This window comes from Flavobacterium praedii (assembly GCF_026810365.1).
Taxonomy (GTDB): domain Bacteria; phylum Bacteroidota; class Bacteroidia; order Flavobacteriales; family Flavobacteriaceae; genus Flavobacterium; species Flavobacterium praedii.
Window position 1 is genome coordinate 1894878 of record NZ_CP113948.1, and the last position, 22112, is coordinate 1916989.

Here is a 22112-nt window from a genome sequence, read left to right on the forward strand (position 1 = left end):
CTTATAGCACCGCCCATTAAGCCCCTTTCTTCAACGCGGTCGGGTTATCACGAGCGCTTTGGCGCCTTGCTCTACCCCTCACGCAAACCCGTATCTCAAGATCAGAATTATACTTTTCAAATCAAAACGAATGACAACAAACTGAACAAAAACAGAATGAAAATTAGCATCAAAAAAGTTGAAAAATACTTCAAAATAAGAAACTAAAAACAAGAAAAATAAATTATGTTTGTAATCTAAACCTTAACCGCTATGCTATTTTTTCTTACCTACTGGTGGATATTCTTAATTGTATTATCCTTTCTTTTTTACAAATTTGTTTTACGTGTTTTCTTCGGAATGGTTATCGTTCCAGAAAACAAAATTGGCTTAGTTACCAAAAAATTCGTGCTTTTTGGCGCTGATAAATCATTGCCAGACGGCAGAATTATCGCAACCAAAGGAGAAGCTGGTTACCAAGCCAAAACGCTTGCCCCAGGATTATATTGGGCGATGTGGCCATGGCAATATTCGATAGACATGGCATCCTTTACTATTATTCCAGAAGGTAATATTGGATTGTTGCTAAGCAAAGATGGAGCAGAAATTCCAACTGGTCGTATTCTTGCTCAAAAAGTGAGTTCAGACAATTTTCAAGACGCCACTTTATTTCTTGACAATGGCGGACAAAAAGGAAGACAATCTGCTTTTATTACAACGGGATCGTATCGTATCAACACCCATTTGTTTGAAGTGGTTATTTCTCCACAAATAGTAATTTCCGAAAACATGGTCGGTATTGTAACTGCAATGGATGGAGAACCTATTCCGATTGGACAAATTGCCGGTAAGTTTGTGGACAATCACAATAACTTTCAAGATTTTGATCAATTCTTAAAAAACGGTGGAAACCGTGGATTGCAACCGCAAGTAATGCTGGCTGGTTCTTACTATATCAATACATGGGCGATTCAAATTGAACAAACCCCTATGACAGATGTGCCAATTGGTTATGTTGGTGTAGTTATATCCTATATTGGAGAAGATGGCCAAGATGTAACCGGCGATACCTTCAAACACGGAAATATAGTGTCAAAAGGACAACGTGGTGTTTGGATGGAACCTTTTGGCCCTGGAAAATATGCACTTAATAAATACACTACCAAACTCGAACCAGTACCTACTACTAACTTGGTATTAAACTGGGCAGATGCCAGAAGTGAATCTCATAACTTGGATCAAAACCTTTCAACAATTACGGTTCGTTCCAAAGATGGTTTCCCTTTTAATCTAGATGTATCACAAATCATTCATGTTCCTGCTAATGAGGCACCAAAAGTAATTGCCCGTTTTGGAAGTATGAATAACTTGGTTTCTCAAGTATTAGAACCAACGATTGGAAATTATTTTAGAAATTCGGCACAGGAAAGTGATGTAATTTCATTTCTTTCGACTAGAAAAGAACGTCAGGAATCAGCAAAAAATCACATCAAAGTGGTTTTAGACGAATACAATGTTAACGCAGTTGATACATTAATTGGAGATATTGTTCCACCTGAATCGTTAATGAAAACATTGACAGATAGAAAAATTGCCGAAGAAGAGCAAAAAACATATCAAACCCAAAAAATGGCACAGGAACAACGCCAAGGAATGGAAAAAGAAACCGCCATTGCTGATATGCAAAAAGAAATCGTAAAAGCATCTCAAAGTGTTGAAATTGCACAACGTACTGCAGATGCAACTGTTAAGAAAGCAGAAGGAGATGCAACAAGTTTGAAACTTAATGTAAATGCCGAAGCAGAAGCTACAAAAATGCGCGCCAATGCAGAAGCCGAAGCTACCAAAGCAAGAGCAGGTGCACAAGCTGAAGCAACCAAATTGACAGCTAGTGCCGAAGCCGAAAGAATCTCCAAAACGGGTCTTGCCGAAGCCGAAAAAATTATGGCAATTGGTAAGTCAACAGCAGAGGCCTATCAACTGCAAGTTTCCGCAATGGGTGGAGATAATTTTACAAAATACAAAATCACCGAAGAAATAGGAAAAGGAAAAATCAAAGTCATTCCAGATGTCCTTATTTCCGGAAGCAACGGAACAGACGGATCTATGAGCGGATTATTGGGTCTAAAACTCATGGAAATGATGGATACTGAAAAAAGCAAAGTAGTTATCAAAAAAGAGCTATAAAAATTGCAATTCCATTTTTAAAAATCTGCTGTAAAAAGCAGATTTTTTTATTTAATAAAAACACCTTTTTTAATTTTTTGTTATTAAATAAAAATAAAATCCTATAATACATAGTTTAATTGTAAGACTTGTAAATTAAAAAACATATAAATTTAAATTTTAACCAAATTTAAAAATAAAACACACATAAAAAGTTAAAAAAATGAAAAAAAAGTTATATTTGTAAAATCCAAAATTAACCATAACTAACCAAATACCACATTATTATGAATATAAAGGTACCATTTGTAATTATTTTTCTTTTACTAACACAAACTTTCTTTGCTCAAGAATCCAAAAATGAAACTGTAAGTTCCGAAAGTTCTACAGCAACAACAACTGCTCCAATTGATTTTAAAAAACAAATGCAAGATTTAAAAGATCAAGAAAAAGCATATTTAGCAAAAATTGAAGCCGAAAAAAAAGCAGTTGCAGAAGCTAAAATAGCCGAAGAAAAAGCGGCTAAAGCAAAAGCCGAAGCAGACAAAAAAGCAGCAGAGCAAGCAAAAATAACTGCGGCAAAAGAGGCTGCCATAGCTGCTAAAGTAAAAGCTGAAGCTGAAGCTAAAGGTGCCGCTGAGGCAAAAGAAGCTGCAAGAGTAGCTGCCATCGAGGCAAAAGCAAAAGCCGAAGCTGAAGAAAAAGCAGCAAAAGAAGAAGCAATAGCATTGAAAGCAAAAGCAGAAGCCGATAAAAAAGCGGCTGATGAAGCTGAAAAAATTTCTAAAGAAAAAATAGCGGCTTATGAAAAAGAAGCTGGGAAAGCTAAAGATGCACAAGAGAAATTAATCAAAGATGTTGAAAAACTAAAAAAAGAAAAAGCAGAAGCTGACGCAAAACTAGCTGAATCTGCGAAATTAGCTTTACAAAAATCTACAATGCTAGATGAACAAATTGCAAAAGCAACAGCTGAAGCAGAGAAAAAAGCTGCTGCTGAAGCAAAAATTGCTGCTGAAAAAGCTGTTAAACCAAACTAAACATTGCTCTGAAATAAACACTAATACCCAAACAATAACATAAAAATATCCATTGAAAAATGGATATTTTTTTTTCTTTTTTACGAGCTCCAAACCAAGAACTACAGTTTTTTAAAAATGTTTATATTTGCTCAAAAATAAATACCATGCAACATATAATTGACCGTTTCATAAGTTATGTAACAATCGACACTGAATCAGATGCAAATTCAAGTACCACTCCAAGTACTTCAAAACAATGGGATCTAGCCAATATACTAGTTGAAGAATTAAAAAACATTGGTTTACAAGATGTAACCATAGACGACAAGGCTTATATAATGGCAACATTACCCAGTAATGTAGATCATGATGTACCAACAATTGGTTTTATTTCTCACTTTGATACCACACCAGATTTTACAGGTGCGAATGTAAAACCACAAATTATTCCAAATTATGACGGTAAAGACATTGTCTTGAATGCTGCACAAAATATAATTTTATCACCTACCTATTTTAAAGATTTACTCCAATACAAAGGACAAACCTTAATTACAACAGACGGAACGACTCTCTTAGGTGCTGACGATAAAGCAGGAATCACCGAGATTGTAACCGCAATGGAATTCTTAATCAAGAATCCTGATATCAAGCATGGCAAAATCAGAATTGCTTTTACACCTGACGAAGAAATTGGCCGAGGAGCGCATCACTTTGATGTGGAAAAATTTGCCGCAGAATGGGCTTATACTATGGATGGAAGCCAAGTAGGTGAATTAGAATATGAAAACTTCAATGCAGCAGGAGCCAAAATAACCTTTAAAGGAAAAAGTGTTCACCCAGGTTATGCTAAAGGAAAAATGATCAATTCAATGCTAATCGCTAATGACTTTATCAATGAATTACCAAAAGACGAAACTCCACAGGAAACCAAAGGATATCAAGGTTTTTTTCATGTGCATCAGTTAACAGGAAGTATTGAAGAAACGGTTTTAGAATTAATAATCAGAGATCATAACAAATTAAAATTTGAAAAACGAAAAGATTTAATTGCTAAAATCGCAAAAAAAATCAACAAAAAATTTGCCAAACAATTTGGTGAAGATATTGTGATTGCAACTGTTAAAGACCAATACTATAATATGAAAGAAAAGGTAACTCCCGTAAAACATATTGTTTTTATTGCAGAAAAAGCGATGAGAGAATTAGGCATAAAGCCACTTATAAAACCTATTCGTGGCGGTACTGATGGCTGTCAATTATCATACAAAGGATTGCCCTGCCCTAACATTTTTGCTGGCGGACATAACTTTCACGGAAAATACGAATATGTTCCAGTAGAAAGCATGCAAAAGGCAGTAAATGTCATTATAAGAATTGCAGAATTGACTGCCAAAGGTGAATATTTAAATAAAGAAATCATATCAAGAAAAAAATAAATAAAATTATATATTCCTATAAAGCCTATCTATTTTAAGTTTAATTAAAAGTTTACACTTGACCCCATTGCATTTTAAACAATAAAAAAACTTTTAATCATCATAAATAAGAGTAAGCGCTTTATTAGAAAATGAATTTAGCTATAGTAGATTTCTAATTCGAAATCTATGTTTAAATACAGGCTAAAAATGAATTTAAAACAAAAAAGAGTTTCGAAATTAATTAGATTAATTTTGAAACTCTTTTTTGTTAAAATATGTATTTAGAATCACCATAAAAATTATACCTCCTAAACTAAACACACAAAATAAAAAATCAGCAAAACCTTAACATTACAACATTCATATATTCATTATATTTGTTAATGTAAAACTAACAATTTATTAATATTGAGATATTTACAAACCACTTCCTGATTTTACAAAAATACCAAAATAAAAATAAAACATTAACAATATACAATTATGATAGAAAAAAAAGATGAAAATGTAGTGACTGAGAAAACAGAGAATACAGACATTTCAAAAACCGAAAAAACTGAAATAGTAAAACCTGCAATAGCAAAACCATCCGCCGTTAAATCGACAACTGCAAAGACAGCTGTTACTAAACCAACTGCTGTTAAAGCAATCAGTACAAAACCAGCTGTTGCAAAACCAGCTGTTGAAAAATCAGCTGTTACAAAATCAAATTCTACAAGGACCACTCCAAAATCCAACAAAACAAAAATTCCATCTACATCAACTGGAGTTATAGCTAGCGCAGCTAATGAGCCAATTATTGAAAAAATTAAAACTCAGGATAAAGCAATTATTTCTGAAGATGAAGAAAAAAAGAAAAGCAAAAAGAAAAAATCCAAAATGAAAGAAAAAGAAAAAGAAAAAGCTAAAAAGGCAAAAGAAAAAGCGAAAGCAAAAGCAAAAAAAGCTAAGAAAGCCAAAAAAGACAAAGCAAAAAAAGCAAAGGTAAAAGCGAAAGCCAAGGAAAAAAAGATGAAAGCAAAAGCAAAAAAGAACAAAAAAAATAAAAAAAACAAAAAGAAATAAGTTTTTTATTTTAAAAATAAAAACCCCAAATTTCAGTCTGAAACAGACAGAAGTTTGGGGTTTTTGTTATTATATCGAATAAATTATGCCTTTTTATTCAAAGTAGCACTAAATTCCATTGAAATAGAAGAACGTTCCATTTTTATTTTTCCAGCCATAGTTTCAATAATTACTGTTGAATCTCCTAGCTCAGCAATCTTACCGTGAATACCACTTTTTGTAATTATTTTATCTCCTACTTTTAATGCGCTTTCAAATTCTTTTTCATTTTTAGCTCTTTTTTGTTGTGGTCTTATCATAAAGAAATAAATGACTACGAACATTAATAGAAACGGCAAGAACTGTTGTAATTGTCCCATAATTTAAATATTTAGTTTTTATGTTAAAAAATTATTGCGCAATTCCTATTCTCGGAATTACGTTTGCTTTTATGTTTAAAATTTCAGTGCCTTTTGTTGTATTTGCTGTAATTGTAACAGATTTATTTTGTATCCCCGATCTATTAGTAGAATTAAATAAAACTTTAATACTACCGTTTTCACCAGGCTTAATGGCATTTTTCGGAAATTCCGGAACTGTACAACCACAAGATCCAACAGCGTCTGTAATTATTAAATCCACATTTCCCGAATTTGTAAACTCAAATTCTGTACCTACTTTATCTCCTTGATTCACGGAACCAAAATCATGCATTTTTTCTGAAAAATTCATATCGGTTACTCCACTATCTCTATCTAAAACATTACTGTTCTTTTTACAAGAAAAAATGGTTATCAATACAAAAAAAAGTAGTGTGGGTATTGCTTTTTTATCCATTATAATAGAAAAATTAAAATTACATCAATCCTCTTCCTATCTTAACAATTCTTTTATTTCCTTCAAGTTCTTTAACCAAATTATCCAATATTCCATTAATAAAAATACTGCTTTTTGGAGTTGAATATTCTTTAGCCAATTCTAAATACTCATTCAAAGTTACTTTTACAGGAATTGATGGGAATTTCAAGAACTCACAAATGGCCATCTTAAGGATAATCGTATCGATTTCAGCTATACGCTCACTATCCCAATTAGGTGTTTTATCTACATATTCCTTAGCCAATTCGGTTTCGTTTAGAATTGTTTTTCTAAACAAGTCTTTTACATAAGCTTTATCTTCATTGTCTTTGTATAATTTCGGAACTCTAAAATTATCATCTTCACCTTGCTTAATTGCTTTTAGTTGCTTAACAATATGAGTATTTACCAAAGGAATATCATCAATCCAAGTTAATTTATCGTCTTCTAAATAATCATACAACTTTTCGTTAGGAACAATAACTTCCGAGAATATGTCAACAATAAATTCTTTATCTTCTTCAAAAGTAGAAGCAGGATTACTCATGTATTTTGCATACAATTCACTTTCCTTTATTGCATTTAGTAACAGAATTATATAATCATCATTTAATTCCCAATTATTGATGGAACGATTTTCAAGCGCAATACTTAATGAATTGTTTTCGGCAAGAATTTGAAAAATTCTGTTTTTAATGAATTTTTCATTTGGGTTACGCTCTTCTTTTGTAGCCAAATGTTTTTGGCTTGATAAATGTAAAAAAACTGTTTCTTTTTTACATATCTCTATCAATGAAGAAAGCATTATTAGGTATAAATCTTGAATAGCGTCAATACTATACATAAGGAATTTCTCTTCCTTTTCTAGATTGTCAGAACCATTTTGATGCATTGCATAAATGGATTGCATGACTTTAACGCGAATGTGTCTTCTATTTACCACCTTGTAAGAACTTTTAAAATTAGTTGGCAAAAATAAGAATTTCATCTATTAAATGAAAATTTATACCTGCTTTATTTGAGAAAATAATCAGTGATCAGTGGTCAGTTTTTTAGTGATCAGTATTTACACGTAAAAAAAGTGTTCAGCATTTTCAAAATAAAAATACTGAACACTCTTTCAAAACTGAATACTAAGAAACTGAATACTGACTACTTCTTTTCGTTTTCTATCTTTCTTAAATCAATACGATTTTGTGCAATTGTCAACGCTGCTTGATGCGTTGTAATTCCATTTGCAACAGCATAATCAAAAATCTCTAATGTCGTATTATAAATATTTTCTGTTTTGCGCATTATTTCTGCTTTGTCATAATGAGCCAATTCAGCATACACATTGATAATACCACCAGCATTGATCAAGAAATCTGGCGCATAAAGAATTCCTCTTTCTTGCAAGATCAAACCGTGAGTATTTTCGTTTGCCAATTGATTATTTGCAGCACCAGCAATTACTTTAGCTTTAATTTTGTTTACGGTAATATCATTTATGGTTGCTCCCATAGCACAAGGTGCATAAATATCGACATCAGCACTATACAAATCGTCGCCTGTAAAAATTTGAGCATTATATTTCTTTGCTACTTCGTATAATTTCTCTTCATTAATATCAGCAATAAATACAACAGCTCCTTCTTTTGTTAAATAATCTACCAACGTCTCCCCTACGTGTCCAATTCCTTGAACCAATATTTTTTTACCTTCTAAATTATCGGTTCCAAATTGCTGTTTCGCAGCAGCTTTCATACCCATATAAACTCCAAAAGCAGTAACTGGAGAAGGATTTCCCGCACCACCTCTTTCTTCAGAAATCCCAGTGACATAAGGTGTTACATCTCTAACCAAATCCATATCTGAAGTTTCCATTCCAACATCTTCAGCTGTAATATATCTTCCACTTAAAGAGTGAACAAATTCGCCAAATTTACGCATTAACTCAGGTGTTTTCTGTGTTTTTGCATCACCCATAATAACAGCTTTTCCACCACCAATATTCAATCCCGTGATTGCAGCTTTATAGGTCATTCCTCTAGAAAGACGCAAAACATCATTCAAGGCATCCCATTCATTTGCATAATTAAACATACGAGTCCCCCCCAATGCTGGTCCCATAACCGAATTATGAATACCAATAATTGCTTTTAATCCTGTATCTTTGTCATTGCAAAAAACAATTTGTTCATGATCATTAAAAGATAATTGTCCGAAAACAGGATCCATTTTTTGAAGTTCTTTCCCCGTGGTAACAGTAGCATTCATAGTACTATTTGTTTTTAGTTAAAAATTACGAATTTATCAAAAAGACATCTCAAACATACGTAAAAAATAAATATACTTTATTAAAATTATTTAAAAATAAATATATCACAACAAAAACAAAACTACAAATTGACAAAACAATTGTTAAATTTTAAACATTTAATAAATAACAAAAACAATTCAATACTGAATACATCAAAATATGAAAGAATTACGCTATTTAAACAAATATTTCATCAAATACAAATACAGCTTTTTACTTGGAATAATTATCACAATAATCGCACAAATATTTTCATTATTTACACCTAAACTCATCAGTAAATCATTTAATGAAATTGAAGCTTTTTCAAAAAGTAAAGCAGTTGATACCAGTATAATAAGTCAACAATTGATTTCAAATATTTTATTGATAATTGCCACTACAATCGTTGCTGGATTCCTAACATTCTTGATGAGACAAACACTAATCGTGATGTCTCGCCACATTGAATTTGATTTAAAGAATGAAGTCTTTCGTCAATATGAAAATCTTTCTCAAAACTTTTACAAACAAAACCGAACAGGTGATTTGATGAATCGCATCAGCGAAGATGTTTCTAAGGTACGTATGTACGTAGGACCAGCTGTAATGTACACCATCAATACTTTTATTCGCTTTTCGATCGTAATTGGCTACATGTATAATGTATCTCCGCGACTTACTTTGTACACTATTTTACCTTTGCCTATTTTATCTTTTTGTATTTTTAAATTAAGTTCTGAAATCAACAAAAGATCTACAACTTTTCAGCAGTATTTATCAAAAGTTTCCAGTTATACCCAAGAAGTATTCTCTGGAATACGCGTTATAAAAGCGTATTCACTAGAAGACCAAAATCAAACACTTATAACCAATTTAGCAAATGAGAGCAAAAGCAAAAGTTTAAGTTTAGCCAAAGTACAATCACTATTTGGACCGCTAATGCTTGCACTTATAGGAATAAGCAACTTAATTGTAATCTACTTTGGAGGATTAATGTATATAAATGGAACTATAAAAAATATTGGAACCATTGCTGAGTTTATTTTATACGTAAATATGCTGACATGGCCAGTTGCTTCTCTAGGATGGGTCTCATCAATGGTTCAAGAGGCTGAAGCATCACAAAAAAGATTGAATGAATTTTTGAAAATTGTGCCCGAAATACAAAACAAGAATACCAATAGATCTAAAATCGAAGGAAGTATTTCGTTTGAAAATGTGAGTTACACGTATGAAGACACTCATATAAAAGCACTTCAAAACGTAACTTTTACAGTTAAGAAAGGAGAAACCTTAGCTATTTTAGGAAAAACGGGGTCTGGAAAATCTACTATTATATCTTTAATCTCCAGATTGTATGACACTACCACTGGTAAAATTTTGATTGACAATAAAGAAATCAGCCAACTCAATTTATTTGATTTACGAAACAGTATTGGAGTAGTTCCACAGGATGCTTTTTTATTTTCAGATAGCATCAAGAACAACATCAAATTTGGAAAAGAAGATGCAACTGATCCAGAAGTGGAAGCTGCCGCAAAAAGCGCTGTTGTTCACGACAATATCGCTAGTTTTAACAAAGGGTATGACACCATTTTAGGAGAAAGAGGCATAACGCTTTCCGGAGGTCAAAAACAACGTGTTTCGATAGCAAGGGCGATCATAAAAAACCCGGAAATATTACTTTTTGATGATTGCTTATCCGCGGTTGATACTGAAACTGAAGAGGCGATTTTGAACAATCTCTACCAAATTTGCAAGAACAAAACCACCATAATTGTCAGCCATAGGGTCTCATCAGCAAAAAATGCGGACAAAATAATTATTCTGGAAGATGGCAAAATAATCGAACAAGGTTCTCATAATCAATTAATAAACCAAAACGGACACTATTCAGCTCTCTACACAAAGCAACTTTCAGAAAAAGAATTGCTTTAATTGTTGTATAATACATATATTTTTATGATTTTTGATTGCTATTAAATAAAAAAAATGACGAAAAGATTATGAGAGAAAATGATATGTTAGAAAAAGAAGAAATATTTTCAAAAGTTTTAAGAGCTGGCAGAAGAACCTATTTCTTTGATGTAAGAGCTACTAAAGCTGATGATTATTACATTACAATTACCGAAAGTAAAAAATTCACTGAAGAAGACGGTTCTTTTCATTTCAAAAAACACAAAATCTATTTATATAAAGAAGATTTTACCGCATTCTCAGAAATTTTAGAAGAAATGACTTCTTATGTTTTAAACCACAAAGGCGAAGAAGTAATCTCTGAAAGACACCAAAAAGATTTCAAAAAGGAATATGCTTTAGATAAAACAAACGAAGATAATATTCCTAGTACCTCTAGTTTTACCGATATCGAATTTGACGATATTTAAATCAAAATTAAAACAAAAAAAAGACCGACAAGAAGTTCAAATCTTGTCGGTCTTTTTTATTTATAGTAAATAGAAGCACTATTTTTAAAGCGCTATTCGAAACGTTTTTCTTCGACAATGAACTACTGGATTAAAATTTTTCCATAGCAACTGAATAGCAATATTGTCTGCCAATTCTGGAGTCCTAAAACAGTTTTCAATTCCTTTTTCAGTAAATGTTTTATGGTATTCATTAAAAATAATAGCCGTAACCCCTTTGTTTTGATAATCTGGATGCACTCCGATAAGGTAGAAAACAACATCTTTACTATTGCGTCTTGCATTCAATAAATGAAGAAAGCCAAAAGGAAATAATTTACCATTAGCTTTTTGAAGTGCTTTTGAAAAACTCGGCATCACAATGGCAAATGCCACTAAATTTCCATTTTTATCTTCGACATATTTTATGTATTCCGGATTGATGAAACTGATGTATTTTTTCTTGAAATATTCCTTTTGAATGTCGGATATTGCTACAAATGAAGACAAGTTAGCATAGGATTCATTAAACAAATCAAACATTTTATCCACATACGGCATTACTGCTTTAGTCGATTTGAAATTTATGGGTTTGAGTTGGTATCTGGTTTTGACTAACTCATTTATTCTTTCAAAAAATTCCGGTTTAGCATTAGCGAAAGGAAATTTATTTTCAACATATTCTTTCTCGGTACTATAACCCAATTGTTCAAAATGAGCAGCATAATAGGGATGATTGTACCAAGTAATCATAGTTCCCAGTTCATCAAATCCTTCTGTCAAAACTCCAACTTTATCCAGATTTGAAAATCCCATAGGGCCTTCTACATATTCCAGATTATTTTTTTTTCCCAGTTCATATACTTTTTCCAGCAACGCTTTGGTCACTTCAATATCATCAATAACATCAAACCAGCCAAAACGAACTTTCTTTTTTTGTTGGTAATTGACTTCGTCCCAATTTATGATTGTAGCAATTCTACCGACCAATGCATTGTTTTTATATGCAACATAAAAATTGGCTTCAGCACTATTAAACGCCGGATTTTTTGTTTTATCGAAAGTTTCCAACTCATCCGCAATTATAGGAGGAACCCAATACGGATTGTCTTTGTATAAGGCAAAAGGGAATTTTATAAATTCTATTAACTCATTTTTGGTCTTGGCTTCTTGTATGGTAATCATTGTTGTTTATAGGGAATTGCTATTACTTTTTATTAAATATTCTAAATCCTTTTTTGGTTTTTGTTTTTTTTGCCATTTTTTGTGCGGCTTGCTCTTCTTTGGTCAAAAGTTGGACTTCTTTATATCGGCCATCCCATCGCCAAGACATTCCAACCCCTCCATAAAGAATAGAGGGTGTATCTTTAAAATTAGTACTTATAGAAGCATCAACTTGCAAATTCTTGTTGATTAAATAAGCTGCTCCACCTCTTACAATGGCATCACTATAAAAATCACTTTTAATACCTTGATTTTCCACAAAGGCAGACCATTTATCATTAATTCCTTTAGTCAAAGTCAAGATATAACTCAAACTTGGATAGTCCGTAGTCATATAGTTTGAAATAATATTGGTTACAAATACCCAAGAACCATCACCTAAATGATTTTGCAAAATAACAGCTACTTTTGGAGAAATACTTGATTCTGGAGAAAAATAAAATGGATTGTCAGCTCCTGTAAAATTGGCACCGGCAAAAACAGCGACAGCGGGAATTACTTGATGCCAATTGAATTTATGGTTGGCATTCCAACTGTATATATTCACCTCTTTTTTATATCCTTTATTAGGATCATAAATTAAGTATTTCGCTCCTAAAACAGTTTGTTTAAAATCGGCTCTATCGTCAATTTGCATCGGATAGGTAAATCTTTCATTTACAAATTGAACATCTGCAATGAATTCTAAATTTTCTAGAAAAGCACCATATCGCACCTCAAAATCAATTCCAAAACCATTGGCATCATATTTCAAAAGATTATGATTTTCTTGAATTCCAAACACTCCTGTCTCTACTTGAAGTACTGTTTTTCCAACAGCAAAAGCCGACATAGATTCACCCGGTCTATTCGAATTGATCTCGTCTGTGTGTTGACTATAATGAATTGTTGGAATTAAAAAAAGAGATACTGCAACTACTGTTTTGACATTGAACATACTGAATTATTTGAGTGAAAAGCTATAACGCATTTCAAATGTACTATATTTTATTGTAACTATCATTTGGTTAAAAAATTCTTCAGAATATTAACTTTAAAAAAGTATTATTACAAAATACCCAATTATCTAAAACAGATTTTACATCGGATTTTGATTCAAAAAAGAAATCAATTCCTGAGTCGCTTTTCCTCTGTGGCTAATTCTATTTTTTGTGTCTAATGACAATTGAGCAAATGTTTCTTGGTACCCTTGTGGTCTAAAAATGGGGTCGTAACCAAAACCTTGATTACCATTTTTTTCTAAAGTTATTTCACCTTTCGCAATTCCAGTAAATAAATATTGTTTCCCTTTAAGGTTTAGTGTTATTACAGTTTTAAACTGAGCATTTCTATTGGTTGAATTTTCTAAATTCAAAAGTAATTTATCCATATTATCTTCGGAAGAACGTTGTTCACCAGCATACCGAGCGGAATATACCCCAGGTTCGCCATTTAAAGAATCAACTTCGAGTCCAGTATCATCTGCAAAACAATCATAACCATATTTCTCTGTAATATAATTGGCTTTCATAATCGCATTTCCTTCAATGGTATCAGCAGTTTCCGGAATATCTTCTAGACAACCAATACTTTCTAAACTAATAATTTCGATACTTTCTGGAAGCATACTTTGTATTTCGAGAATTTTATTTTTATTATTGGTAGCGAAAACAATTTTCATTTATTAGAATATTAAAATTTTAAGAATGCAAATGTATTGGTTTATTAAATTCTAATAGACTTCGAATTAAAAATAGTTCCATTCTAAAAACAGATAATAAGACGCCGATTCTAAAAACAGTTATTATCCGAGTTAAACTACTGTTAATCTACTAATCTTTAATAATTTATACAGCATTTAATTGTATATTTGATTGTGGTTTTGATTAATTACTTGAGGTATAATATCATAAATATTTCAATATTAGAAAAAGTATCTCAATAGTCAACTATACGACATATTGTATAAGTTTGATAATGATAAATCAGAACTTACAAATTAGAGGGTCTTGAAAAAGCCCTCTTTTTTTGCTCAATTTTTAAGTGTATCTTAATCTAACATACACGTGTTTGATGCCTTTTTTATCCGAATCCCTTTCGTCAATTTCTAAAATATCGGTTAGGGATTTAAGCATTGGAGTAAGTTTGGTAAAACCATAACTTCTTGGATCAAATTCGGGTTTATTTTTTACAATTAGATTCCCCACATCACCCAAAAATGCCCATCCAGCATCATCACAAATAGCATCAATGGCATCTTCAATCAAATCTATTGTTGGATTATCTATTTTTATCGATGGTTCTTTTTCAGGAATCTTTTTGGCATCTTTAGTTTCTGTATTTGAATTTGCAGCTGAAGGTTTAGGTTTTTTCTTTTTGATAGCACCATCCAAAACTTCAATATAAATAAATCGGTCACAAGCTACAATGAAGGAATTCGGTGTTTTTTTCTCGCCAATCCCAATCACTTTCATTCCCGATTCTCGCAAACGAATAGCCAAACGTGTAAAATCACTATCACTGGAAACAATACAAAAACCATCTACTTTGTCTGAATACAACAAATCCATTGCGTCAATAATCATCGCCGAATCAGAGGAATTTTTCCCTACGGTGTAACTGTATTGTTGTATTGGTGTTATAGCATGTTCGAGCAAAACCGATTTCCAACCGTTGGCATTGGGTTTCGTCCAATCAGCATAAATACGTTTGGTGGTAGGTGTTCCATACTTTGTGATTTCCTCCATCATTCCTTTGACATTACTATAAGGAACATTGTCGGCATCAATAAGCACAGCGAGTTTTAGTTCTTTTTCGATTTGAGACATCTCTTTTTATTTTAGACTTTGAATTGTAGATTTTAGATAATTGATTTTATCCTTTTTATATTACTATTTAACCTGATTCAAATATACGTGTTTTTATTAAAGAAAGTTGTTGCATGTGCTTTAGCCCTGATGGAAATGGAAAGCCTCAACGGAATAAACCTATTTTTTCTTTTGGCGCAAGAGCGACTGGAAGAAGCTCCTTGCGACACAATAGAAAAAAAGGTTTATGACGGAGAGCTTGTAATGGACAGCAGGAAATAGCTTCACCTTTCGACTTCGCTCAGGATGACAGGATTGCTATTAATAATGGCTTTGTTTTAGAAAAATAAATATACTTTCAAGATGTTAATACATTATAAATATTTATTTTTGCTCCCGATTCCGAAACTTAGGAACGGGACTTAAAATTAATAGTAGTACAGACATATATTATGGTAAAAGATTTATTCGAAAGAATTCAAAACAATAAAGGACCATTAGGAAAATGGGCGTCACAAGCAGAAGGTTATTTTGTATTTCCAAAATTAGAAGGAGACTTAGGACCGAGAATGAAATTTCAAGGAAAAGAGGTATTGAACTGGAGTTTGAATGACTATTTAGGTCTGGCAAACCATCCAGAAGTGCGTAAAGCAGATGCAGATGCTGCTATCGAATATGGTGCTGCTGCCCCAATGGGAGCCCGTATGATGAGTGGCCACACGAAATACCACGAACAATTAGAGAACGAATTGACTGCTTTTGTAAAGAAAGAATCGGCTTATTTATTGAATTTTGGTTACCAAGGAATGGTGTCTATTATTGATGCTTTGGTAACTCGAAATGATGTGATTGTGTATGATGTAGATGCGCACGCTTGTATCATTGACGGTGTTCGTTTGCATAGCGGAAAACGTTTTACGTACAAACACAACGACATCGAAAGCATGGAGAAAAACTTGGATCGCGCTACAAAACTAGCCGAAACAACTGGCGGTGGTATTTTGTTTATTACTGAAGGTGTTTTTGGAATGCGTGGCCAACAAGGAAAGTTGAAAGAGATTGTAGCCATGAAAGAAAAATATAATTTCCGTTTGCTTGTAGATGATGCGCACGGTTTTGGTACACTTGGTGAAACAGGTGCCGGAGCTGGTGAAGAGCAAAATTGCCAAGACGGAATTGATGTTTACTTCTCTACTTTTGCCAAATCAATGGCGAATATCGGTGCATTTGTTGCTGCTGACAAAGACATAATCGATTATTTAAAATACAACTTACGTTCTCAAATGTTTGCCAAAGCATTGCCGATGATTCAAACTATTGGTTCTTTGAAACGTTTGCAGTTGTTACGTGACAACCCAGGGTTGAAAAACAAATTATGGGAAAATGTAAACACTTTACAAAATGGTTTAAGAAGCAAAGGATTTAATATTGGAGACACTAATACTTGTGTTACGCCAGTTTACTTGGAAGGAAGCGTACCAGAAGCGATGGTGATGGTAAACGACTTAAGAGAGAATTACGGTATTTTCTTGTCAATAGTAATTTATCCAGTTATCCCAAAAGGAATGATTTTATTGCGTGTTATTCCTACTGCTTCTCATACATTGGAAGATATTGCGGAAACACTTACTGCTTTTGAAGCGATTCGTGAGAAATTAGTAAACGGAACGTATAAAGAAATTGCAAGCAGAACTACAGTAGATTTGGACGCTTAATAGTTAGCAGTTCTTTTGAATATAGAAAATCCATTGGTCGAAAGGCCGATGGTTTTTTTTTGGAGCAAACCACTGGTATATCGCATCACGTTCAGTCCCGCTGTCCGTTGCAATTCCCGATCAAGAAAAACTACGGCTAAAAAACCTTGTTTTTCTAAATCGGGAGATTTTCCCTCCCATCGGGGCTATGCTACAACTTTAAATTTTCATAAGAGCCAATGCAAACAACATATAAAAAATCTGTATTTTTATGATTTCAAAATAAAACCATAAAATGAAAAAAATAGTCCTTTCATTAGTACTCCTGTTGTCTGTAACATTAGTTTCTGCCCAAAAAACAGAATATACCACCGTTAGCAATATCCATTATTACAACGAAGCAACAGCCAATAGTGATGCGTACATCAAAGAACGTTGTGTTCTCGATATCTATTACCCAAAAAACACCAAAGGATTTACCACTGTAATTTGGTTTCATGGTGGTGGTTTAACCTCAGGCAGTAAAGAACTTCCAGAAGGACTCAAAGACAAAGGATTTTGTGTGGTTTCGGTAAACTACCGATTGTCCCCCAAAGTAAAAGCACAAAAATGTATTGAAGATGCAGCAGCAGCCGTAGCTTGGACATTCAAGAATATTACCACTTACGGCGGAGATGATTCTTTAATTATGGTTTCAGGACATTCGGCGGGGGCGTACTTATCATTGATGGTGGGATTGGACAAAAAATGGCTGAAAGCTGACGGAATTGACGCCAATTCCATAGCAGGATTGATTCCGTTGAGCGCTCAAACCATAACCCATTTTGAAATCCGAAAAGAAAGAGGTATTCCAGAAACCCAACCCATAGTCGATGAATTTGCTCCGTTGTATCACATTCGCGCTGATGCGCCCCCTTTATTGCTAATTACAGGCGACCGAGAAAAAGAAATGTTGGGTCGTTATGAAGAAAACGCCTATATGATGCGAATGATGAAAATTGCCGGCCACAAACAAACGACTTTGTATGAATTACAAGGTTTTGGACACAATATGACAGAACCCGCTTTTCCGTTGGTTGTTCAAGAAATTAAAAGAATTACAGCTTTAAAAACAAAATAAAATGACACCACACTTATTAATTATACCTGGACTTGGTGATTCTGGCGAAAAACACTGGCAAAGCTTTTGGTTACAAAAATTCAACAATTCGACCAAAGTCATACAAGACAATTGGGACGAACCTCAACTCGACGAATGGCTGGACCGACTTGACAATACCATTCAGAAAATTGATGAACCGATTATTTTAGTGGCTCATAGTCTAGCGGTTTCCCTAGTGATGCATTGGGTTTCCCAAAACAACAATCCAAACATTGTGGGTGCTATGCTTGTCGCTCCCGCCGATGTGGATTCTCCTGAACACACACCCGATTTCCTAAGACACTTTGCTCCCATTCCAACCCAAACTGTTCCTTTTCCGTCGCTGGTTATAGCGACCGAAAACGACACGTATATGTCTTTGGAAAGAGCACAAGAATTGGCAACGTACTGGGGAAGTGATTTTATAAACGTTGGTTTTAAAGGACACATCAACTCCGATTCCAATTTAGAATACTGGGAAGAAGGGCAAACTTTTTTACACCAACTAATCGCAAAAATAAATTAATTCTATAAATAACGCTATTCAGTCAAATACATTGACAAACATAGAAGTCATATAAGTTTTTAATTTAAAAAATCAAGTTAAATCAAAAGTTCATTTAAGCAAAGGCACTTAAGCCTATAAAGATTTTTTTAGCTTATATTCCCTTTAAATCACTGTTTTGACAAACTAATAACTTTATACTTATATGACTTATATGTTTAAAATTAAATACTGTTTATTTAGAATATAACTACAAAAACAAAAAACTAAAATGACAAATCCAATAGTATCCGCAGCCTGGCTTCAAGAACATTTGAATGATTCAAATCTAATAATTCTCGAAGCAAGATTAGACCAAAACCAATCTAACTTAGAGAATCAAAATCCCGATTTACAAATAAAAGGTGCCCGCTTATTTGATATCAAAAATAATTTTAGTGACACCAGCAATCCGTTACCAAACACTTTCCCTTCTGAAGAAAAATTTACAGCGGAAGCCCAAAAATTAGGTATCAACAAAAACAGCATCATTGTCGTTTACGATACGTTAGGAATTTATTCGAGCCCGAGAGCTTGGTGGATGTTCAAAGCAATGGGACATTCTAATGTTTTTGTTTTAAATGGAGGATTGCCGGAATGGATTAAAGAAGCATATCCAACAGAAAAACAACAACCTAGAACTTATCCGAAAGGAGATTTTGAAGCTAAATTTCAACCCGAATTAATCCAAAACAAAGAACAGATTCTGGAAAACATCACTACCAAAGAGGCAGTATTAATGGATGCCAGATCTTCAGACCGATTCTATGCCAACAACGAAGAACCAAGAGCAGGTTTAAGAAGTGGACATATCCCTGGTTCCATAAACATTCCTTTCACTGAGTTGCAACAAGACGGAAAGTTCAAATCAAACGAAGAATTAAAAGAAATCCTAAAACTAAACGATCAGCCATTACTTTTTACCTGTGGTTCTGGAATTACCGCTTGTATTGTTTTATTGGCCTGTGAATTGATTTCGGACAATCCAAAAGCCGTTTATGATGGTTCTTGGACCGAATGGGGTTCTAGTAATTTGCCGATTGAAAAATAGACAAATCGAAAACATTGATAACCTGAACGCTATTAATCATTAATCTTTTATTCTTTGAAAGTCCTGCAAGGTTTTTTTAACCTTTTAGGTATAATCACTATTGACAAAATACCTACAAGGTCTCGAAAAAGACCTCGCCGGAATAGTAAAGCACATAATTTACTATCCATTTTTTATGCAACCTTTATCGAGCTAAGGTTGATAGTTTTTCACTTTGCCCAACACTACCCAATTCGCAATCCGTTTTCTATTTTAAAATCAGGAGCCAACAAAATAACATCTCCCTCCTCGCCTACTGCGCCAAGCACTAGACATTCGCTCATAAACTTTCCGATTTGTTTTTTGGAAAAATTGATAACCGCCACAATTTGTCTTCCAACCAAAACTTCTTTGGTATATCTTTTGGTTATTTGCGCAGACGTTTTCCGAATTCCAATAGCGGAACCAAAATCAATAGTTAATTGAAAAGCGGGTTTTCGCGCTTCGGGGAAATCTTGAGCTTCAAGTATCGTTCCCACTCTCATTTCTACTCTTTCAAATTCTGACCAAGTTAAATCCATAATGATATGATTATTATTTAATTATAAACAAACATATCAATTTTACAACTATAGCAACAAATTATATAACTTTTTTTTTAAAAGTTCGCTCTAATTTTACTGTAGAACAAATAGGTTCTTTTAATTTACAAAAACATGGAAAACATTCAAATCAAACCAGATGAGTTCATAAAAGAATCCAATGCTGCTATTTTAACGCTTAATACGGATAAATATATAGAAACTGCTCCAAACGTAAAGCTTTACCTGAAAGATTACGGAGAAGGCAAACCTGTAATTTTAATTCATGGATGGCCATTGTCTAATGAAATGTGGGAATACCAAATTGCCTCATTAGTCGAAAATAATTTTAGAGTAATTGCTTATGATCGTCGAGGTTTTGGTAAATCCTCACAACCCTGGGACAGTTATAATTATGATACATTGACAGATGATTTACAGTCAATTATTGAACAATTGGAATTAAAAGAAGTTACACTTGTGGGATTCTCGATGGGAGGAGGAGAAGTCGTTCGGTATTTTAGCCGTTATGCCGGAAAACAAGTGGTAAAAGCGGTATTGATTTCTTCAATAATTCCTTTTTTATTACAAACAAAAGACAATCCTGAAGGACATCCAAAAGAGAAAAACAAAGCGACAGCTCAAAAAATTAAAGACGATAGAATTGGCTTTATAGATAATTTTGGCAAACTTTTTTTTGGAGTAAACATTACAAACAACCCAATAAGCACTCCATTACTTGAATATTATAGAATGTTATGTTCATTTGGATCTCCACGAGCTACATTAGAATGTGCAAATTCTTTTTCTACAACAGATTTTAGAGACGAACTGAATACCATAAATGTTCCCACATTAATCATACATGGAAGTGCAGATGAAATTGTTCCAATCGAAATTTCTTCTGATAAAACCGCAAAATTAATAACAGACAATACGTATCTGATTTATAAAGATGCTCCTCATGGATTATTTTACACTGAAAAAGACAAATTAAATAAAGATTTGGTTGCCTTTTTAAAATTATAATTTGAGAAAAGGCTAATTAATTCCAATAAAAAATCCCAAAACATCTTACCGTTTTGGGATTTCCTGTTTATTACAATGATTTCTGAATATTATTCAACGTCGAAAATCAATTATTGATCTATAGGTGGGATTTGAGCTTCGAGTAAATCTTGAGTTTCGAATATCGTTTCAACTCGATTTCAATTCGTCTAAATTCAGTCCATTTTCATGAAATTAGAGTATCAGTAGTCTTATTTTTTTTAAATAAAAATAATTATTTTAAAAATAATCAAAAAAGAGTTTTGTAAAAATAAAAAATAAATTATAATTTTAGAAAGAATCTTAAATATTTAATTATGAGTAATTTACAACAATACCCTCGAGTATTTTCACATATTGGAATTTCTGTTCCCAATATCGAAAAAGCGATTGAATTTTATAAAAATGTGATGGGATGGTACATTATTATGAATGTCACTACAGTAAATGAAGAACAAGAAACTGCAATTGGTCAAATGTGTATTGATGTTTTTGGAACAGGATGGAAAACATTTAAGATTGCACATTTATCTACAGGAGATCGTATTGGAATCGAGTTGTTTGAATTTCCACAAAACATAAAACCACAAGCTGAATTTGAACCATACAAAACTGGTATTTTCCATTTTTGTGTTCAAGACCCCGATGTAGAAGGTCTTGCCAAAAAAATTGTTGAAGCAGGTGGAAAACAAAGAATGCCAATAAGGGAATATTATCCAGGCGAAAAACCGTATCGAATGGTCTATATGGAAGATCCTTTTGGGAATATAATCGAAATTTATTCGCATTCGTATGAACTACATTACGGAGCAGGAGCTTACCAACATGATATCAGTTAGAATCAAATACAATCTTTTCAAAGATTAATTAAAAGATTTCCGAAGAAACA

Annotated in this window: 21 protein-coding genes; 12 read left to right on the forward strand and 9 right to left on the reverse strand. The window is 33.0% G+C overall.

All coding sequences use genetic code 11. The features are described 5' to 3' along the window. The first annotated feature begins 252 nt into the window (after positions 1 to 252). From OYT91_RS08050 to OYT91_RS08065, 4 genes are all read left to right on the forward strand, one after another. Positions 253 to 2166: an SPFH domain-containing protein gene (locus OYT91_RS08050; protein ID WP_281240230.1), complete on the forward strand. Its 1914-nt coding sequence runs from the start codon at positions 253 to 255 to the stop codon at positions 2164 to 2166. Positions 2167 to 2432: 266 nt separating this feature from the next. Beyond that, entirely contained in the window at positions 2433 to 3182 is a 750-nt protein-coding gene (locus OYT91_RS08055) for a hypothetical protein (RefSeq protein ID WP_281240231.1), read from the forward strand. Positions 3183 to 3328: 146 nt separating this feature from the next. Next, complete coding sequence (gene pepT / locus OYT91_RS08060) at positions 3329 to 4603, forward strand: peptidase T (RefSeq protein WP_281240232.1); 1275 nt, start codon at positions 3329 to 3331, stop codon at positions 4601 to 4603. Between the two features lie 465 nt (positions 4604 to 5068). Further along, positions 5069 to 5650 carry a hypothetical protein gene (locus tag OYT91_RS08065; RefSeq protein WP_281240233.1) on the forward strand — a complete coding sequence of 194 codons (582 nt, stop codon included), beginning with the start codon at positions 5069 to 5071 and terminating at the stop codon, positions 5648 to 5650. An 83-nt stretch (positions 5651 to 5733) separates the two neighbouring features. Here OYT91_RS08065 and yajC read toward each other — a convergent pair whose 3' ends face one another. The 4 genes from yajC to OYT91_RS08085 all read right to left on the reverse strand — a co-directional run bounded on the left by yajC (position 5734) and on the right by OYT91_RS08085 (position 8746). After that, a complete protein-coding gene (gene yajC, locus OYT91_RS08070) occupies positions 5734 to 6009 on the reverse strand; it encodes a preprotein translocase subunit YajC (protein ID WP_269222249.1) in 276 nt (91 codons plus the stop codon). A 31-nt stretch (positions 6010 to 6040) separates the two neighbouring features. Continuing rightward, on the reverse strand, positions 6041 to 6466 hold the full coding sequence (locus tag OYT91_RS08075; protein ID WP_281240234.1) for a DUF1573 domain-containing protein: 426 nt from the start codon (positions 6464 to 6466) through the stop codon (positions 6041 to 6043). A gap of 19 nt (positions 6467 to 6485) precedes the next feature. Further along, entirely contained in the window at positions 6486 to 7397 is a 912-nt protein-coding gene (gene nusB, locus OYT91_RS08080; RefSeq protein ID WP_269224614.1) for a transcription antitermination factor NusB, read from the reverse strand. A gap of 242 nt (positions 7398 to 7639) precedes the next feature. Then, positions 7640 to 8746 (reverse strand): Glu/Leu/Phe/Val family dehydrogenase, encoded by a 1107-nt coding sequence (locus OYT91_RS08085; protein WP_281240235.1) that lies wholly within the window; start codon positions 8744 to 8746, stop codon positions 7640 to 7642. A gap of 202 nt (positions 8747 to 8948) precedes the next feature. On the opposite strand from OYT91_RS08085, the gene OYT91_RS08090 reads away from it, so the two are divergent. Continuing rightward, positions 8949 to 10709 (forward strand): ABC transporter ATP-binding protein, encoded by a 1761-nt coding sequence (locus tag OYT91_RS08090; protein WP_281240236.1) that lies wholly within the window; start codon positions 8949 to 8951, stop codon positions 10707 to 10709. A 68-nt stretch (positions 10710 to 10777) separates the two neighbouring features. Then, on the forward strand, positions 10778 to 11158 hold the full coding sequence (locus tag OYT91_RS08095; RefSeq protein ID WP_281240237.1) for a PUR family DNA/RNA-binding protein: 381 nt from the start codon (positions 10778 to 10780) through the stop codon (positions 11156 to 11158). 84 nt (positions 11159 to 11242) lie between these two features. Here OYT91_RS08095 and OYT91_RS08100 read toward each other — a convergent pair whose 3' ends face one another. From OYT91_RS08100 to OYT91_RS08115, 4 genes are all read right to left on the reverse strand, one after another. After that, positions 11243 to 12361, reverse strand: a complete 1119-nt coding sequence (locus tag OYT91_RS08100; protein ID WP_281240238.1) for a GTP cyclohydrolase — start codon at positions 12359 to 12361, stop codon at positions 11243 to 11245. A gap of 22 nt (positions 12362 to 12383) precedes the next feature. Continuing rightward, positions 12384 to 13337, reverse strand: coding sequence for a transporter (locus tag OYT91_RS08105; RefSeq protein WP_281240239.1), 954 nt, complete (start codon positions 13335 to 13337; stop codon positions 12384 to 12386). A gap of 141 nt (positions 13338 to 13478) precedes the next feature. After that, positions 13479 to 14060, reverse strand: a complete 582-nt coding sequence (locus OYT91_RS08110; RefSeq protein ID WP_281240240.1) for a non-canonical purine NTP diphosphatase — start codon at positions 14058 to 14060, stop codon at positions 13479 to 13481. 358 nt (positions 14061 to 14418) lie between these two features. Next, positions 14419 to 15207: an NYN domain-containing protein gene (locus OYT91_RS08115; protein ID WP_281240241.1), complete on the reverse strand. Its 789-nt coding sequence runs from the start codon at positions 15205 to 15207 to the stop codon at positions 14419 to 14421. 431 nt (positions 15208 to 15638) lie between these two features. On the opposite strand from OYT91_RS08115, the gene capB reads away from it, so the two are divergent. The 4 genes from capB (at position 15639) to OYT91_RS08135 (ending at position 19616) form a co-directional block, all read left to right on the forward strand. Next, positions 15639 to 16901, forward strand: coding sequence for a cysteate-C-fatty acyltransferase (gene capB / locus OYT91_RS08120; protein WP_281240242.1), 1263 nt, complete (start codon positions 15639 to 15641; stop codon positions 16899 to 16901). A 274-nt stretch (positions 16902 to 17175) separates the two neighbouring features. Then, positions 17176 to 18000, forward strand: coding sequence for an alpha/beta hydrolase (locus OYT91_RS08125; protein WP_281240243.1), 825 nt, complete (start codon positions 17176 to 17178; stop codon positions 17998 to 18000). Position 18001: 1 nt separating this feature from the next. Beyond that, the gene (locus OYT91_RS08130; RefSeq protein ID WP_281240244.1) at positions 18002 to 18547 is read left to right on the forward strand and encodes an RBBP9/YdeN family alpha/beta hydrolase; all 546 of its coding nucleotides are present in this window, start codon (positions 18002 to 18004) and stop codon (positions 18545 to 18547) included. A 250-nt stretch (positions 18548 to 18797) separates the two neighbouring features. Then, positions 18798 to 19616, forward strand: a complete 819-nt coding sequence (locus OYT91_RS08135; protein ID WP_281240245.1) for a sulfurtransferase — start codon at positions 18798 to 18800, stop codon at positions 19614 to 19616. A 224-nt stretch (positions 19617 to 19840) separates the two neighbouring features. Here the strand turns inward: OYT91_RS08135 and OYT91_RS08140 are convergent, their stop codons facing one another. Next, positions 19841 to 20176 carry a tRNA-binding protein gene (locus tag OYT91_RS08140; RefSeq protein WP_281240246.1) on the reverse strand — a complete coding sequence of 112 codons (336 nt, stop codon included), beginning with the start codon at positions 20174 to 20176 and terminating at the stop codon, positions 19841 to 19843. Between the two features lie 135 nt (positions 20177 to 20311). On the opposite strand from OYT91_RS08140, the gene OYT91_RS08145 reads away from it, so the two are divergent. Together OYT91_RS08145 and OYT91_RS08150 are read left to right on the forward strand one after the other, a co-directional pair. Continuing rightward, positions 20312 to 21205 carry an alpha/beta fold hydrolase gene (locus OYT91_RS08145; RefSeq protein ID WP_281240247.1) on the forward strand — a complete coding sequence of 298 codons (894 nt, stop codon included), beginning with the start codon at positions 20312 to 20314 and terminating at the stop codon, positions 21203 to 21205. A 335-nt stretch (positions 21206 to 21540) separates the two neighbouring features. Beyond that, positions 21541 to 22062: a lactoylglutathione lyase family protein gene (locus tag OYT91_RS08150; protein WP_281240248.1), complete on the forward strand. Its 522-nt coding sequence runs from the start codon at positions 21541 to 21543 to the stop codon at positions 22060 to 22062. Positions 22063 to 22112: the final 50 nt, after the last annotated feature.